The organism is Bifidobacterium sp. UTCIF-38 (genome assembly GCF_006454495.1).
Lineage (GTDB): Bacteria > Actinomycetota > Actinomycetes > Actinomycetales > Bifidobacteriaceae > Bifidobacterium > Bifidobacterium callitrichos.
The window spans coordinates 91,217-108,438 of sequence record NZ_JFAL01000012.1; the positions used below are offsets into that span (position 1 = coordinate 91,217).

Sequence of the window (17,222 nt, forward strand, 5' to 3'; positions counted from 1 at the left end):
TATACCTTTTTCCGATAGCGGGCGATTTCCATGGGTTTCCGGCCAACGCAGCCGACGTTCAGTCGGCGGTCGTGAAGCCCTGCGGCTCGTCGCCGTCGGCGAACTTGGCCTTGTGCGCCTTCTTCGCCGCCGCGATCATGAGCTTGATGCGGTTGAGCTGGTTGGCCTCGGAGGCGCCCGGATCGTAGTCGATCGAGACGATGTTGGCCTCCGGGTGCAGTCGGCGGATCTTGCCGAACATGCCGCGGCCGGTCACGTGGTTCGGCAGGCAGGCGAACGGCTGCGCGCAGATCACGTTCGGGCAGCCCTGTTCGATGAGTTCGAGGATCTCGGCCGTCAGCAGCCATCCCTCGCCGGCCTGCACGCCGATCGACGTGACCTCGGCGGCCTTCTTGACGAGCTCCGGCATCGGCTCGTCGCGGCGGAACTTGCCGTGCGAGGTGTCGAGCGCGGCGTTGATCGGCGCGAAGTAGCGGTCGAGGCCCCAGCGCATCACGGCGTAGGCGAACTGGTTGCCGCCCATGCCGAGGTTGTGCTCGTTCCAGTCGGTGATGTACGGCTTGGTGGTCATGAACTCCATGATGCCGGGCACCACGGCCTCGCAGTCCTGCGATTCGATGACGTCGACGACGTGGTTGTTCGCGTCCGGCTGGTACTTGACGAGGATCTCGCCGACCACGCCGACGCGCACCTTGCGCGGGATGTCCTTCAAGGGCAGGGCGTCGAACGACTTGACGATCTCCTTGGCGAGGGTCGGGTACGGCAGCCAGCCCTTCTTCAGCCACGGGGTCTTCGCACCGGTCTTCGAGTAGCCGTGATGCTCGATCGTCTCGCGCACGATCGTGTCCCACTGCTCGTAGAGCCTGTTCGCCGAGCCCTTCTCCACCTCGTACGGGCGCACGCGGTAGAGGCACTTCATCAGGAGGTCTCCCAGGATCAGCGCCTTGACCGCGCGATGCAGCATCGGCACGGTGGCCTTGAATCCGGGGTTGTCCTCCAAGCCTTGCGTGGAGATGGCGATGATCGGGATCTGCGGGTAGCCCGCGTCGATCAGGGCCTTGCGGATCAGACCGAAGTAGTTGGTCGCACGGCACATGCCGCCGGTCTGGGTGATGGCGAGCGCCACGTGGTCCGGATCGTACTTGCCTTCGAGGATCGCGTCGATGAGCTGGCCGATGACCATGATGGCCGGGTAGCAGGCGTCGTTGTTGACGTATTTGAGGCCGGTCTCCACATCCGCGCGGGAGGCGTGCTTCAGGACGTCGAACTTGTAGCCGCCGGAGCGGATGACCGATTCGACGAGCGAGAGGTGGATCGGGCTCATCTGCGGGGCGACGATCGTGTAGTTCTTCTTCATGTCCTTGACGAACTTCTCGCGATGCGCGTAGCGGGACATGGTGGCGTTGTTGTGGCCCTTGGTCTTCCCGTTGCCGGCGGACTTGCCGGTCTTCTCGGCATCGGAGGTGGTGCCTTCGCCGAGCGCGGCGAGGCGGGCGGCCTCGATGTCGCGTTTGGCGGCGCGCTTGGACGCCTCGCGCATGCGTTCGGTGAGCTTCGGGTTGGCGGCCATCGTCGTGTCGAGGAGGATCTGGCGGCCGGGGGTCGGCGCCTTGGATCCGGTCCTGCGGAATCCGGTGGACTTCGGCGCGCCGGCGGGAACGGAGCCGGAGACGTCACCGGACGCGTCGCCGGACGCATCACCGGACGCGTCGGAGGCGGCCTGCTCGGCCTTGACCTTGGCCTCGGCGGCGTCGACGGCGGCCTGCGCCTCGGCGAGTGCGGCCTTCGCGGCGGCCAGATCGGCTTCGGCCTTGGCCTGCGCCTTGCGACGTTCCTCCATCTGTGCCTCCAGTTCTGCGGATTTCGCGGCGATCGCCCTGTCATCCAGCAGCGGCTGATCGCGCTTGTCGACGCCGGCGGACCGGGCCGCCTCAAGGGCGCGTGTCGCCTGCTCCTCGCGGCGCTTGTTGGCCTCGCGCTCCTCGACGGCGGCCTTGAGCGAGCGCAGGCGGATCTTGGCGGCGCCGAGGTTGGAGACCTCGTCGATCTTGAGCAGCGTGTACACGTCGGCCTTGTCCGCGAGGATCTCGGCGACCTGATCGGTGGTGATCGCGTCGAGACCGCAGCCGAACGAGTTGAGCTGGACGAGCTCGAGCCCCGGATAGGAGGCGACGAAGTGGGCCGCCGCGTACAGGCGGGAGTGGTAGGCCCACTGGTTGGTCACGCGCAGCGGCATGCGCGTGACGGTGCGGTCGCCGACATGGCGGAACCCGTTGGCGTTCTTCCTGCGCGGATCCTCCTCGCCTTGCGCGAGGAATTCGGTCAGGTTGAGCTTCTCCCCCGGCTGCAGCTCGCAGATCGAATCCTCGGAGAGGACGACCATGCCGAGCGCGCAGATGGTCTCGGGGATGCCGTGGTTGATCTCCGGGTCGATGTGGTAGGGGCGGCCGGCGAGCACGATGCCGCGGCAGTTGTGCTCCTTCATATAGGCGAGGGCCTTGAGGCCCTCCTGCTGCACGTCGTGCTTGAAGACCTTGTCCTCGGCGTAGGCGGCCTTGACGGCGGTCTCCGCCTCCTCACGCGTGACGTTCGCCCACGCGAACTCCTCGACGATGCGGTCGACCATGAGCTCGTGGTTGGCGAGGTTGAAGTAGGGGTGCATGTAGCGCACGCCCTCCTCGCGCAGTTCGGGCATGTTCGCGCCGACGACGAGCGGGTAGTTCGCCACGACCGGGCAGTTGTAGTGGTTGTCCGTGTTGGGCACGAGGTTCTCCTCGTAGCTCACGCACGGGTAGAAGATCGTCTTGACGCCCTTGCCCAGCAGCCACTTGATGTGGCCGTGCACGAGCTTGGCCGGGTAGCAGATGTTCTCGGAGGCGATCGATTCGATGCCGGTCTCGAACAGTTCGTGGCTGGATCGTCCGGAGATCATCACCTTGAAGCCCAGGGAGGTCAGCAGCGTAAACCAGAACGGGTAGTTCTCGTACATGTTGAGGGCGCGGGGGATGCCGATCTCGCCGCGCGTGGCCTTCTTGTCGGTGAGCCTGCGGTAGGCGAAGCAGCGCTTGTACTTGTAGTCGTAGAGGTTCGGACGGTCGGAGCGCTGCTTCTTCGCGTCGCCGCCGCGCTCGCAGCGGTTGCCTGTCACGAAGCGCGAACCGTCGGAGAACGTGGTGATGGTGAGCTTGCAGTGGTTCTGGCACAGCTTGCACACGTCGCGTTCGGTGGTCATCGACATGTTGTCGAGCGCGTCGCCGGTGAGAATCGACGAGGCGGTGTGGTGCACGCCGTCGATGACGACCTCACCCTCGTGCGCGTCGGCGTTGGGCGTGTCGCCCGCAGCGGACTCCTCGGCCTCGGCCTCGGCCGAATCGGTCGCGCCGGCCGAATCGCCCGCGTCCTCGAGGGAGGTGCCGTCCGCCGCGACGTGATCGTGGTCGTCGTCCGCGACGTCCTCATAGTGCATGCGAGCGGTCAGGGCCGCGCCGTACGCGCCCATGAGTCCCGCGATGTTCGGGCGGGTCACCTCACGGCCCGTGAGCAGTTCGAACGCACGCAGCACGGCGTCGTTGAGGAACGTGCCGCCCTGCACGACGACCGTGTCGCCGAGCTCGCCAGCGTCGCGCAGCTTGATCACCTTGTACAGGGCGTTGCGCACGACGGAATAGCACAGGCCGGCGGCGATGTCCTCGATCGAGGCGCCCTCCTTCTGCGCCTGCTTGACCGACGAGTTCATGAACACGGTGCATCGCGATCCCAGATCGACCGGATGCGTGGAGGCGAGCGCCTTGGCCGTGAACTCCTGGATCGTCAGTCCCATCGACATGGCGAAGGTCTGCAGGAACGAGCCACAGCCGGACGAGCACGCCTCGTTGACGGCGATCGAGTCGATGACGCCGTCGGTGATGGCGAGGTACTTCATGTCCTGGCCGCCGATGTCGATGACGGCGGTGACGCCGGGGCTGACCATTTCGGCGCCGCGGTAGTGGGCCATCGTCTCGACGACGCCCTCGTCCAGATGCAGGCCTGTGGTGATGAGCCCCTCGCCGTAGCCTGTGGCGCACGAGCGGGCGATCCACGCGTCGGCCGGCAGTTCGGACTGGATCTGTTTGACGATGTTGATGGCGGCGGTCAGCGGGCTGCCCTCGTTGTTCGCGTACGAGGACCAGACGATCTCGCGATCGTCGTTGACGAGCGTGGCCTTGATGGTGGTCGATCCGGCGTCGATACCAAGGAAGTGCGGACCGTGCGCGTCCTCGAGCGTGCCGATGTGGATGTGCTCGCGGTGGTGGCGTTCGTTGAACGCCTCGCGATCGGCCTCGGTGGGGAACAGCGGCGGCATGGTCGGGGTATTGGAGGGCAGGTTCTTGAGCTCCTCCAAGCGCTTCAAGATATCGGCGCAGGAATGCGCTTCGAAGTGATGGCCCTCGTCGTCGACGTCGGTCTCGGCCTGCAGGGCCGCGCCGTACGCGACGTACAGGTGGGCGTTGGTCGGCACGATGAACTCGTCGACCTTGCCGTCGAGCGCGCGCTGGAACGCGGCTCTCAGCTCGCTCATGAAGAACAGCGGTCCGCCGAGGAAGATCACGGTGCCGTGGATCGGGCGTCCGGAGGCGAGACCGGCGATGGTCTGCGTGGCGACGGCGGTGAAGATGGATGCGGCGAGATCCGGCTTGGCGGCACCGTCGTTGATCAGCGGCTGCAGGTCGGTCTTCGCGAACACGCCGCAGCGCGACGCGATCGGATACAGGTTCTGGTAGCTCTTGGCCATCTCGTTGAGGCCTGCGGCGTCGGTATCAAGCAGAGTCGACATCTGGTCGATGAACGCGCCGGTGCCGCCCGCGCACGAACCGTTCATGCGCTGCTCCGGGGTGGGCTTGAGGTAGGTGATCTTCGCGTCCTCGCCGCCGAGCTCGATGATGACGTCGGCCTGCGGGTACTCCTTGTCGATCGCCTCGGTCTCGGCGATGACCTCCTGGACGAACGGCACGCGCAGGTTGTCCGCGAGCGCAAGTCCGCCGGATCCGGTGATGGCGAGGCGAATCGGCTCGTCGCCGCGCCCGAGCTCTTCGAGCTTCTTGCGGATGTCGACAAGCAGCCCCGCGACGGTGGCGCGCACGTTGGCGTGATGTCGGCGATAGTCGGAGAACAGGGTCTCGGACAGGGAGTCGGACTGGTCGAGCACGACGGCCTTGACGGTAGTGGAGCCGATGTCCAATCCCACGCGCAAAGGCTTCGTATCGTGGTTCGACGCCACGGTATGTGCTTCGTTCACCATGTAAACCTCTTCAACCGATTTTCCGGGACGCCCCTTGCGCGTCGCGCACAGATAGCGTATGGCCCGGCCGCTCAAAACCCATACTGTAGTCCGAAGCCCCGCCCAAGAGCGGCGGGTGACGCGGTCATTCAGCGTGATTCATCTAACAGGAAAAGCCGCAAACGCAACGTTCCCGCGTGTCCTGTCGGGACTGGGATTGGGTCGGTGCGAGCCCATCCGCACGAACGCACGAACGCACGAACGCACGAACGCGTAGATGAGCTGGCGAACGCCCTGCGCCGGCATTCGTCAACGAATGCACGACGAGGCATGCTTTGCGTTATTGCACATGGAAGTGCGGTTCAGGGTATACGCGCAGGAGACGGGGGACGCCACCTGCCGCGATCATCCGCGGAGCTCAACGCGGTCGCGGGACCCAACGCGGTCGCGGGCCCCAACGCCACTTCGCCCCATTCCAGCACTGAATCCCCGATATGGCGATGCAGAACAAACCTCCCGATACCTCATAACGATTCCATCCCGCTACACGCGAGTCGTGGACTGCCAGCCGGCTGTGGTGTCCACACGCTCGCACGGCCAAGTCATCTCTCCATCTGCGTCAAATAGATCTACATGACTCCGTTGCCCTGTTGCGATGATCCCTGTGCTGCCTACCTAATGCAATGAGGCGCTATTGCTGTTTTCGCGGGTGGTTGCTCGCCATTGAGCCTCAGGGAAAGGGCCTTTCCATTGTCGAAACGGCGGCATTCGAATACTCGATCCCGAATTTCGCCCATTTGCGCATTCTCCTGCGGTCTGTCTCGGCAGCCTCGCGTGGGACTCAACGCGGTCAAGGCCGATTCCGGCCCTGAGTCCCACGAATCCGGGGGACTCAACGCGATTCCCTGCGTTTTCCGCTCTGAGTCCCGCGACCACACCCGCCCACACCGGCACCGGGCTGGAAACGCCCCGTCAATACCGCCGTAAAACGGCGGAATTCCAACGATTTCCATTCTGCGGACGACAGGCGGTCACGGAGTCGGGCGTTCAGGCCGTGGGACTCAGCGACGAAATCGCCTATAACCGCGTTGAGTCCCGCGAATCCGAGGGATTCAACGCGATTCCCCGCGTTTTTCACGTTGAATCCCCCGGAACAAGCAGAGACGGCTAGTACCCTGCGCCGTGAATCCATTGTTGAATTTGAATTGACAACTCCTCGGACCCGCTTTGCAGGCCGGCTCGTCCTGCAATTACGGACACACGCGTCATACCGACTCGCCTGCCAGCTTGCACGTTGTCTACAAGCAGCTCCGCCGTTTGCTCCGCGGCAACGTCCCGACAAGGGCAGCCAAGAATGAGACCAACGAATTCCCGGCGCAATATGCTAGACGCTCGACCGAGCCATCACAGGCCAACTCAATTGCGCCACTCGGCCGCACCACCTCAGTCATGGCGCCCGGCCACGCCACTTCAGCTATGCCGCCCATCTGCGCCCCGACGGTGCCGTCCAGCTATGCATGCCACTTCAGCCATACCGTCCGTCCCAGCCACACCGCCCAGCCGCACCCCAGCTATACCGCCCGGCCGCACCCCGGCTGTGTCGCCCAGCTATGCCACTTCAGCCATACCGCCAGCCATACCGCCCGGCCGCACCCCTCCTGTGTCGCCCAGCTATGCCACTTCAGCCATACCGCCAGCCATACCGCCCGGCCGCACCCCTCCTGTGCCGCTCAACGCATTTTTCGGCGGTTTTGGCGTTGAGCGGCACGACGATGCGTCATTGCCACCCCCATCACCTTTTTACATGTTGTCAAAATGGCTATTTTCCAACGATTCTGCAATGGCCAGTATCGCAAGGACCGCCCCCGCCGCCGATCTGTCTGCCGTTCAACGCGAAAAACCACCGAAATCGCGTTGAGCGGCACGGTTTTCTGCCACTCAACGAACATCAACCGATTGACATGCACCGAGTGGCAGACCCATCACGACTCATCACGCATCCATTCCCTGATCCACTCCGGTCGCCGTGTTGGACCCAAAGGGATCGAACGTTTTCGCAACCCCACAAGCCCCATAACGCCGGACCGTGGGGGAACGGACGCAATGGAACGAGAAAATGAGGACTCTCGCAGCGGATCCTATAGGATCGGACGTTTCCCAACCGTGCAACCTCCCATAATGTCGGATCCTACGGGATCGAACGCAATGGAATGAGAAATGGAAGCTCTCGCGGCGGATCCTATAGGTTCGGACGTTTTCGCGACTCCGCGACCTCCCATAGCGTCAGATCCTACGGGATCGAACGTAATGGAATGAGAAGTGTGGGTTGTTGTGGTGGATCCTATGGGATTGGACGCAATGGGCTCGGACCGGACTGGATGCTCGAGTCGGATTTGTTTGGCAGGCGGCTAGTTGACGTAGATCTGTGTGATGCCTAAGTGACGCAGATCTGACATCGCACTCCAGAAATTCGTTGGACTCGTTTCCAGCTCCCCTTGTCGGGACTCCCCTTGTCAGGCGGGACGTTGCCGTGAGGTAAACGGCGAAACTGTTTGCAGGCAACGTGCGAGCCGACAGGCGAGCCAGTAAGATGCACGGGCATAGCGCGCGTCCTTTATACGGGATGAGCTGGCCCGCGAAGCGGGACTGAAGGGCTGTCAGCAGGACCAAGGGGTGGCCAGCAGTGTGTTTTGGCAAGTTGGTGTCCGCCGAACAAACATTGAAGCAATACAGCCAGCAGGACCAAGAGGTAGCAAGTGGAACCGAGGGGCAGCCAGCGGGATGAAGGGCAGCAGTTCATCAATGAAGCTACAGCGCGGGATACTAGAGCACCGCGAACCAGCGCATCAAAACCTAGAACACCACAAACTCAGACAGAATCAAAACCCAGAACACCACAAACTCAGACAGAATCAAAACCCAGAACACCACAGCCCAGAACACCACGGCTCAGAACACCACAGCCCAGAACAACGCAAATTCATCGCACCGAAGTCCAGAATATCAAACACAAACTCACTTTATCGAACGAATTGTCACTACCCACGTCTATAGATGTTTACGCAAACATCTTATGGATACACACCGGGCAGCAATCCCACACAGGTGACGAATGCCACAAACTGCATGGGAAATAAGCCCTATGAGAAGAAGAGGCACCGATCATGTCTGACAGATCATTCAACTCGGCCGGCAACGGTCCTGATAACGCAACCACATCACTCGAAGCCACATCGGATCAACCGGTCTACGGCGTCACCAACGAGCAGCAGCCGAAGCTGCCCACCCGTCTCGGCCTCGGCCTCATGGTCGGTCCGGCCTGCTGGATGATCGCCTACGTGGGCGTCTCGGCCACGCTGCTGCCCGCCAAGCTGCAGTTCTTCGCCCCCGACCAGAAGGTCGCGCTGATCCCGCTGTTCTCGCTCGTCGCGATGATCGCGGCAACCATCTCCAATATCATCGCCGGCGCGCTGTCGGACATCACGCGCTCACGCTTCGGCTCGCGATCTCCGTGGATCTTCTGCTCGTCGATCGCCTGCGCACTGCTGTTCGTCTGGTTCGCGTTCGCCAACTCGTGGCCGATGCTGCTGGTCACCTGGACCCTGTACAACGTGGCCCTCAACTGCGTGACCGCCCCGATGATCGCCCAGATCTCCGACCGCATCGCCCCGCGCTGGCGTGGCACGATCTCGTCGTTCTGGGGCATCGGCATGGCCATCGGCAACTACGGCTCCGGCATCATCGCCTCCAGCTTCATCAAGGACAACACGGCGGCCACCACCGGCATCCTGATCTTCGCCGTCATCGCCGCGATCGGCGGCGTGGTCTCCCCGCTGCTCATGCGCGAACCCAGCAACGCGCACGTCGCCAAGGTGAAGTTCGACGCCGCCACCATCAGGCAGAACTTCATGTTCCCGACGAAGAATTGCCGCGACTACTACCTCGCTCTCGTCGGCAAGATGCTCATGGTCACCGGACAGTACGTGATCGTCGGCTATCAGCTGTACATCTTCTCCGACTACATGAAGCTCGACGCCGACCAGCAGTCCGCCTCCCTGAAGATCATGTCGATGATCCTCATGATCACCGGCATCGTGTTCTGCATCATCGCCGGACCGCTCGCCGATCGCTTCCACAGGCTCAAGCTGCCGGTCGCCATCACGACGATCCTGCTCGGTGTCGGCGCGTTCTTCCCGTTCCTCGCACCGGAACCGTGGACGATGTATGCCTACGCGGTGATCGCCGGCATCGGCATGGGCGGCTACAACGCCGTCGACGGCGCACTCAACGTGGCCGTGCTGCCCGATCCGAAGACCGCCGCCAAGGATCTCGGCATCATCAACATGGCCAACACGCTCGGACAGATCTTCGGCCCCGCCGTCGCCGGCTTCATCCTGACGATCTCCGGCAACAACTACCAGTGGATCTTCCCGACCGAGACCATCATCTGCGTGGTCGGCGGCCTGCTCATCCTCGCCGTCAAGCGTGTGAAGTAGGTTCCGGCGCCACGCCTGACAGTCCCTGCGCCTGGCGTCGCGACGACGCGCCACAACACGTAGCATAACGGCGTTTCATCGCGTTATGGCACAGACCCCTGCCACAGCTTGCGGAATCGAATGGTTTTCGCGAGTTGTGGCAGGCGCTCCAGACGCACGATTTCGACCTCTCGGCAAGAATGGCGGAATTCCAAGCCTCTCGAAAATCAGCTTTTGCCATAACTCACGAAACGATGCCGTATTGTCGCGTTGTGGCATGGGCCGTTGCCTCAAGTGGATGGAATTCTCGTTTTTCTTGAGTTGTGGCAATGATCCTCGCCACAACTCAAGCATCAATCGATCGATGGATGAGTTGTGGATCAGCAGAGTCAACATCCGCTCGTGCAATTGCGCGCGTAGCGTGTCCGCAATTGTTTCTCCTGTGGCCGACGTGCCGATGGCATAAGGCTGAAAGACTGCTAAATACGCGAGACCCCAAGGCGTATCGAAGGAAGGCGTATCGAAGGAAGGTACGTCTACCGAGGAGCAGCGCAGATGACACGCCGCGTCAGGAGGCCTGGGCGCCTTCGCCGGCCTCGCGGTCCTTCAGATATATTTCAGGAATGTCGCGCTCCTGATCGTGCAGCTTGGCCCAGATGATCGGCCGGCCGGCGTCAAGGGATTTCGGCACGTCGATGATGCGCTGGTTCTTCGAGCCGCGGAACTGCAGCAGCGAGTCCTTCTGATCCTTGAGATATCGCCCGTCGACGAGGATGTCGATGAGCTTCAGCAGCTCGAGCTTGTCGGGGGTCTCCCCGGGGCGCATGAGCTCCTCCCACGTGTATCCGGTCCACGACCAGATGTCCTTGGAGTCGCCGAACTCACGCCGGATGCGCTGCGCCAACGGCAGCAGCACCGGCGTGTTGAGGAACGGCTCGCCGCCCAGGAACGTGATGCCCTGCACCCACGGGGCCTTCAAATCCTCGATGATGCGATCCTCGAGCGCCTGCGTGTACTCGTGTCCGGCACGGAAATCCCAGATCGACGAGTTGAAGCAGTCGACGCAGTGGAACGGGCATCCGGACACGTACAGCGAGTTGCGTACGCCCTCGCCGTCGGTGACGACGAACGTCTTGTAGTCGGCGATCATCCGCTTGGACATCCGCCGCCCGTCCCACTGCCCCGCGCGAGGATCGTTGGCGAGCCCATGCGAGGGCACGGATGGCCCCCGCCCGGTCTCCCCGGAAGCAAAATCCCGTCGAACCATCCCTCGCTCCGTCACGTCGCTCTCTCTTTCTGTGACCGTATTTCCGCCGCTCCACTCAACCGAAACGTTGAGCGAAACGAGCATCGGCCTTCGCAATGGATTGACTGACCGTAGGCTTGGCCGAACGGCCTTGAGTGTGTCAGGCGATCCATTGCGAAGGCCGATGCGGACCCTCGCGATACCAGTAGTTACTTGGTCTCTTCGAACCACTCGCGCGTGGAGCCGTCGTCCAGCGTCACGTGGCCGGTCTCGCCGCTCATGTGCTTGACGCGGTGGGAGATCTCCTCGTGACGGCCGTGGACCATCGGACGGGACACCGGATTGCCGAGGTAGCCGCAGGTGCGCTTGGTGACGTTGCACTTGTCCGGGTCGGAGTTGCCGCACTCGGGGCACTTGAAGCCCTCGTCGGTGGGCTCGAAGTCACCCTGGAAGCCGCACACGAAGCAGTGGTCGATCGGCGTGTTAGTGCCGAGGTAGCCGATGCCGACGTTGTAGGCGTAGTCCCACACGGCCTCGAGCGCCTTCGGGTTGTCCTGCAGGCACGGGTACTCGCAGTAGTTGATGAAGCCGCCGGAGGCGTAGTACGGGAAGTCCTTCTCGTAGTTGAGCTTCTCCATCGGGGTGGGCTGCAGCCACACCGGGTAGTGGAACGAGTTGGTGTAGAAGTCGTGGTCGGTGACGCCCTCGATGCGGCCGAACTTCTCGCGGTCCATGCGGTTGAAGCGGTCGGTCAGGGATTCGGCCGGCGTGGAGTACACGGAGTAGTGGTAGCCCTCCGCCTTGCTCCACTGCTTGCACAGCTCGCTCATGCGCTTGACGATGGACAGCGCGAACTCCTTGCCCTCCGGATCCCAGCCGTGGTCGCGGATCCAGTTCTTGCCGTAGAACACGGCGGTGGCCTCCGCCAGGCCGATGTAGCCGAGGGAGACGGTGGCACGCTCGTTCTTGAACAGCTGGTCGACGTTGTCGTTCGCGCCGAGGCGGCCGAAGGCGCCGTAGCGGAACAGGGTCGGGGCGTTGACCGGGGTGGCCTGCTTGCAGCGCATGATGCGGAACTGCAGGGCCTGATGCGCGACCTCCATGCGCTCCTCGAACAGCTTCCAGAAGCGGGCCTTGTCGCCGTGGGATTCGATGGCGATGCGCGGCACGTTCACGGAGACGACGCCCAGGTTCATGCGACCGTCCTCCTCGTCCTTGCCGGTGGCGGGGTTGATCCAGCCCTGCAGGAAGGAGCGGCAGCCCATCGGCGCCTTGAAGGAGCCGGTGATCTTGACGATGTTCTCATAGAACACGACGTCCGGGTACATGCGCTTGGTGGCGGATTCGAGCGCCAGCTGCTTCAGATCGTAGTTCGGGTCGCCCGGGTCGGCGTTCACGCCGTGACGGACGGTGAACACGAGCTTCGGGAAGATGGCGGTGTGGTGCTCCCTGCCGAGGCCGCGGATGCGGTTGAGCAGGATCGCGCGCTGGATCTCACGGGAGAACCAGTCGGTGCCGAGGCCGAAGCCGACGGTGACGAACGGGGTCTGGCCGTTGGAGACGCGGTTGGAGTTGATCTGGTACTCCATGGTCTGCATGGCGTCGTAGATGGCCTTGCGGGTGCGGATCTTGGCGAGGATCTCGCGCTCCTGCTCGAGCTCGTCGACGTCGGTGTGGAACGGGGTGTCCATCGGCAGCGGCTCGCGGCCCTTCTCGAAGTGCAGCTTGGCCGGCTCGTTCGCCTTGGCGTTGGCGACCTGACGGCGCGCGAACTCGATCGGCATGTCGTCGGGGATCATCTCGCGGGCCTCCTCAAGGAACTTCTCGTAGTCGAGGCGCGCGTAGGTGGCGAGGTGCTCGTCGGCGCGGTTGGCGGTCTGGCCGCCGTACTGGCTGGAGGCCACGTCCTTCATGATCTGGGTGATCTGCGTGGCGGCGATGGCGATCGACTTCGGGGATGCCATCGGCGCGTTGCCGAGGGTGAAGCCGTTGGCGAGCATGTCCCAGAAGTTCGGCAGGGAGCAGTTGGACTGCGCGGTGAACGGCGAGTAGTCGGCGTCGTGGAAGTGGATATCGCCCTTCATGTGCGCGTTGGAGACGGCCGGCGGCAGCATGTTGAACGCGGCGGCCTTGGAGACGGCGCCGGCGAGGAGGTCTCGCTGGGTGGCGTAGACGTTGGCGTCCTTGTTGGCGTTCTCGTGGATGAGGGTCGGGTCCTGGTTGATGAAGCGGGACACGGCCTCGTTGACGTCCGTGGCCTTGGCGCGCTGGATGTCCTTGTCGAGACGGTAGTTGGTGTAGGCGCGCGCCACGTCGTACAGGTGCGCGTCGATCAGGGCGTGCTCGACGAGGTTCTGGATGTCCTCGATCTTGGCGGGGCCGGCGTAGCGCTCCTTGATCTCGCCTTCGACCTGATTGGCGAAGCCGCGGATCATGGCCTCCTCCTCGGGGCCGACCTGCTTGTCGAGATCGCCGAAGGCGGCCTTGACGGCCTCGATGATGTTGATCGGGTCGAAGTCGACGATACGGCCGTCACGCTTCTCCACCTGCACCTGACGGCTGGTGTTCCTGACGGTTGTGGTCGCGGTATCGATCGCTGCGGTATCCATCGCTTCTCCCTCTTTCTTCCTTACGTACCTGCATACCCCAAGCGGCCGTTTTCAAGGCGTCCGGCAGAGGTGATTCAGGTGAATTCCGAGTGAATCACACGGGTGTAATTACTTGAGCCTCAGATACTGTACGGCAACCCCGACCCTATATCTAGTCGCGACGCGCCGCGACGACACTAGGGGTAGTGGTTTTTGGCGGAATAAAGCCGAATCGGCAACGTGTGACTAATGTGACAATCGCGCGTTCCCGCGTGTCGTGCGACAGACGTCCCCACTCACTTGACTACCCCTCAGTCCCGCTTCGCGGGCCAGCTCCCCTGACAAGGGGAGCCGAGGTATGAAGCGAAGCGAGCCGCTATGCGGCGAGGGGAACTCAGTCCAAGTTGGACTGAGTTCCAGCGGTGTTCGCCGTGGCCGCCTGCGCATTCTGCGCGGCGTCGAGGCGGGCACGCACGTCGCTCAGCAGGCTCTGGGCGCGCTTGGCGAGCGCCTCGCCGATCTCCCACTGGCGCATCGACTGGTCGAGGTTGAGGCCGCCCGCCTCGAGCGCCTGCACGGCCTGGATGAGCTTGTCACGCGCCTCCTCGTACGGCATGTTGGCGATGATCTCGCGTTCCTTGTCGGTCAGCGTGGAGGCGGGGGCGGCGGACGCGGCCTGCTCCGTGGCGTTCTCGGTGGTCTCAGCGTTCTGAGTGTTCTCGGTGTTCTCGGTCATGACGTTCTCCTTTGCTTCCTTTGCTTACGTATGTTTGCATGATTTGTATGCCCTGACTGCCCCTCAGTCCCGCTTCACGGGCCAGTCCTTCCGGCCTTTCCGACAAGGGGAGCCGAAAGGCAGCGGGTCAGTCGGCCTTGGCGGTGACGACGCCCTTCTTCAGGGTCAGGGTGAGTTCGTCGCCGGACCTGACGGCCGCGGCGTCGTCGAGCACACGCCCGTCGGCGGTCTGCACGACGGCGTATCCGCGATTGAGCGTGGACTGCGGGCTTAATGCGGTGAGCGAGGCGTGCGCCTTCTCGATGGTGAACGAGGCGTCGTCCACCATGCGGCGCAGTCCGATGTCGAGTCGGTTCACCGCATCGTCGATGAACCGCTGATGCGGCTCGAGCATCGTGAGCGGCTGCGTCAGGCTCGGCCGGTTCGCATAGCCCTCGATCAGGCGGATCTCGTTGTCCACGCGAGCGGAGATGCGCAGTCGCATCTGCCGCACGGCGTTGTCGATGAGCTGCCACTGCTCGCGCACATCCGGCACGACCTTCTTGGCGGCGTCGGTCGGCGTGGACGCCCTCAGATCCACGGCCAGATCGATCAGCGTCCAATCGTCCTCATGTCCGATGGCGGAGACGATCGGCGTGCGGCAGGCCGCGGCGGCCCGCACCACGCCCTCGTCGGAGAAGCCGACGAGATCCTCGAACGCGCCGCCTCCTCGGGCCACGATGATCACGTCCACGTCCGGATCGGCGTCGAGGCGACGAATCGCCTCGATGATGTCCGGCGGACACTGCGCGCCCTGCACGTGCGCGTGCACGATCTTGAATCGCACGGCCGGCCACCTCAGATTCACGTTGGTGACGACGTCGCCCTCGGCGCGGGCCTGCGGGGCGCAGATCAGGCCGATGCACTTGGGGAACTCCGGCAGCGGGATCTTGTTCTCCGCGTCGAACAGACCCTCGCCCTTGAGCTTCTTGCGCAGCTCGTCGATCTGCTCCTTCAGGCCGCCGGCGCCGATCTTGCGGATGTCGTCGCCGATGAAGCTCAGTCGCGTCTGCTTGACCCAGATCTCGGCGCGGCCGTGGATGACGACGCGATCGCCCTGACGGAACTGCGAGGCGGCCGCGGCGAACCCGCGCCAGCCGGAGACGGATATCGCGATGTCCTCGAAGTCGTCGCGCACCGTGAGGTAGGCGGATCCGGCGCGACGCGTGTTGATCTCGGTGATCTGGCCGCAGATCCACGCGGCGGGCCATTTCGCCACGGCGTTGTGGAACTTCTGGCTCAGCACGCTCACCGGCCACGGGTTCTCGGCCGTGGTCTCGGCGGCGAGCCGGGGCAGCTGGTCGAGCGGACGAGGGCCGGCGGGCGGCTGCGCCCCCGATCCCGCCGGACCATTCTGGGCCTGGCCATAGCCTTGGCCATAGCCCTGGCCATAGCCCCGACCGTAGCCGTTGGCGTTCATGTCATAACTCATGGGGTCCACTATAGTTCAGGCCCGCTGTCAGGCCGGAAACCGGATACGGCCAATGTGGATAACTCAGCTCTCAACTGCAAGAGTCGCCAACAGCGCCTCGTGATCGGACCCGGCGATGCGCTTGACCTGCATCTGCCCCGCGACGATCCCCCTGTCGACGACCACATGGTCGATCCCGGCGAACGCGGGAGGCACGACCCGATCGGCCGGCCAGGTGAACGTGAACCCGTGGCCCGACTGGCGGGCGGCGTCGCTGAAGCGATCGCCCAGGAACCCACGGAACGGGGCGTGATCGTAGGTCGCGTTGAAATCGCCCATGAACACGTACGTCGCGTCCGTGTGCGAGCGCATCAGCGCCAGTTCGTCGAGCGCGCGCCTCCACTGGTTCCAGTACCCGGGCACAGGGGCGGTGGTGTGCACGGAGACGAATCGGATCAGCTTCGCGCCGCCGGCGAACGAGACGGTGCCGCCCGGCATGAACGAGGCGCTGGAGTTCACGTCGTCGTCGGCCGGATCGGCGAGGGGCGTCGCGGACCACAGTCCGTTGCCGTACATGCCGTCCGAGCTGGAGACATGCGCATACGGCAGATAGTCCCCGATGCCGGCGGCCTCGAGACGGGCGACGAACGCCTCGGTCGTCTCCTGCAATGCCAGCACCTCGACGCGCTGGTCGCGCACCGTGTCGACGATCGCCTGCGCGTCGGCGCGACCTTTATATACGTTGAACGTCATCACGCGCGCGTAGGAGTCGTCGAGGATCGGATTGGCCTGCGCGGTGGCGGACAGCGCCCGGCCCGGAAGCTGCGCCGACGGGTGGAGGAACGGGTACTGCCAGTACACGTTCACCGCGAGCAGGGCGAGCGCGACCACGGCGGTCACGACGCGTTTCGAGACGAACGCCAGCACCAGCGACAGGGCCGCAAGCAGGATGAACCACGGCGCGGCCGACACGATGATCGGCACGTAGGGCGTCGTCTGCAGATCGGAGGGCAGCGCGCGGGCGGCCACGCCGACGAGCGCGAGCATGGCGAACAGTGTCGAGCATGCGCCCGCCACCCGATGCCTGCGCGAGTTTCCGCCGTAATCCCCATGTCCGTTCATGCTGCGCTTCCTTACCGTGATCCTGCGCGCCGTGCGGGTTGCGGATGTGCGCGACGCTCCGGCGCGTCTCGCCGGCTTACCACCGGAGCGCGATCCCGACGAGCGCGCACCGTTCACGCGCTCTGCGCGAGCACGCTCTCTGGCGTCCGTCTCGGCGCGGGCGATCAGTTCGTCCCGGCCGGAGTCGAACCTCGGCGACGACCGGGATGCACCGGATGAACGACCTGAACGGGACGGACGGGACGAGCGAGGCGAACCCGCCGAACGGGATCCACTTGCCGAACGCGATGCGCCACGCTTGTTCCCTCCCGCCGATCGACCTGCCACCGCACCTCCTTACATCTCCGG

7 protein-coding genes are annotated in these 17,222 nt (G+C 63.9%); 1 reads left to right on the plus strand and 6 read right to left on the minus strand.

The window, feature by feature from the left end; genetic code table 11:
• Window positions 1-58: 58 nt before the first annotated feature.
• Complete coding sequence (locus tag BW11_RS05165; RefSeq protein WP_140444924.1) at window positions 59-5,278, minus strand: acyl-CoA dehydratase activase-related protein; 5,220 nt, start codon at window positions 5,276-5,278, stop codon at window positions 59-61.
• Window positions 5,279-8,421: 3,143 nt separating this feature from the next.
• Between BW11_RS05165 and BW11_RS05170 the strand changes: the two genes are divergently transcribed.
• Entirely contained in the window at window positions 8,422-9,753 is a 1,332-nt protein-coding gene (locus tag BW11_RS05170) for an MFS transporter (RefSeq protein WP_140444925.1), read from the plus strand.
• 547 nt (window positions 9,754-10,300) lie between these two features.
• On the opposite strand, the gene nrdG is transcribed toward BW11_RS05170, so the two are convergent.
• From nrdG to BW11_RS05195, 5 genes are all read right to left on the minus strand, one after another.
• Complete coding sequence (gene nrdG, locus BW11_RS05175; RefSeq protein ID WP_140444926.1) at window positions 10,301-10,999, minus strand: anaerobic ribonucleoside-triphosphate reductase activating protein; 699 nt, start codon at window positions 10,997-10,999, stop codon at window positions 10,301-10,303.
• A gap of 188 nt (window positions 11,000-11,187) precedes the next feature.
• Window positions 11,188-13,587 (minus strand): anaerobic ribonucleoside-triphosphate reductase, encoded by a 2,400-nt coding sequence (gene nrdD / locus BW11_RS05180; protein ID WP_043165132.1) that lies wholly within the window; start codon window positions 13,585-13,587, stop codon window positions 11,188-11,190.
• A 373-nt stretch (window positions 13,588-13,960) separates the two neighbouring features.
• Window positions 13,961-14,302 carry an exodeoxyribonuclease VII small subunit gene (locus BW11_RS05185; RefSeq protein ID WP_140444927.1) on the minus strand — a complete coding sequence of 114 codons (342 nt, stop codon included), beginning with the start codon at window positions 14,300-14,302 and terminating at the stop codon, window positions 13,961-13,963.
• Between the two features lie 127 nt (window positions 14,303-14,429).
• On the minus strand, window positions 14,430-15,773 hold the full coding sequence (gene xseA / locus BW11_RS05190; protein ID WP_140444928.1) for an exodeoxyribonuclease VII large subunit: 1,344 nt from the start codon (window positions 15,771-15,773) through the stop codon (window positions 14,430-14,432).
• A 63-nt stretch (window positions 15,774-15,836) separates the two neighbouring features.
• On the minus strand, window positions 15,837-16,799 hold the full coding sequence (locus BW11_RS05195; RefSeq protein WP_181162516.1) for an endonuclease/exonuclease/phosphatase family protein: 963 nt from the start codon (window positions 16,797-16,799) through the stop codon (window positions 15,837-15,839).
• Between the last annotated feature and the right edge of the window lie 423 nt (window positions 16,800-17,222).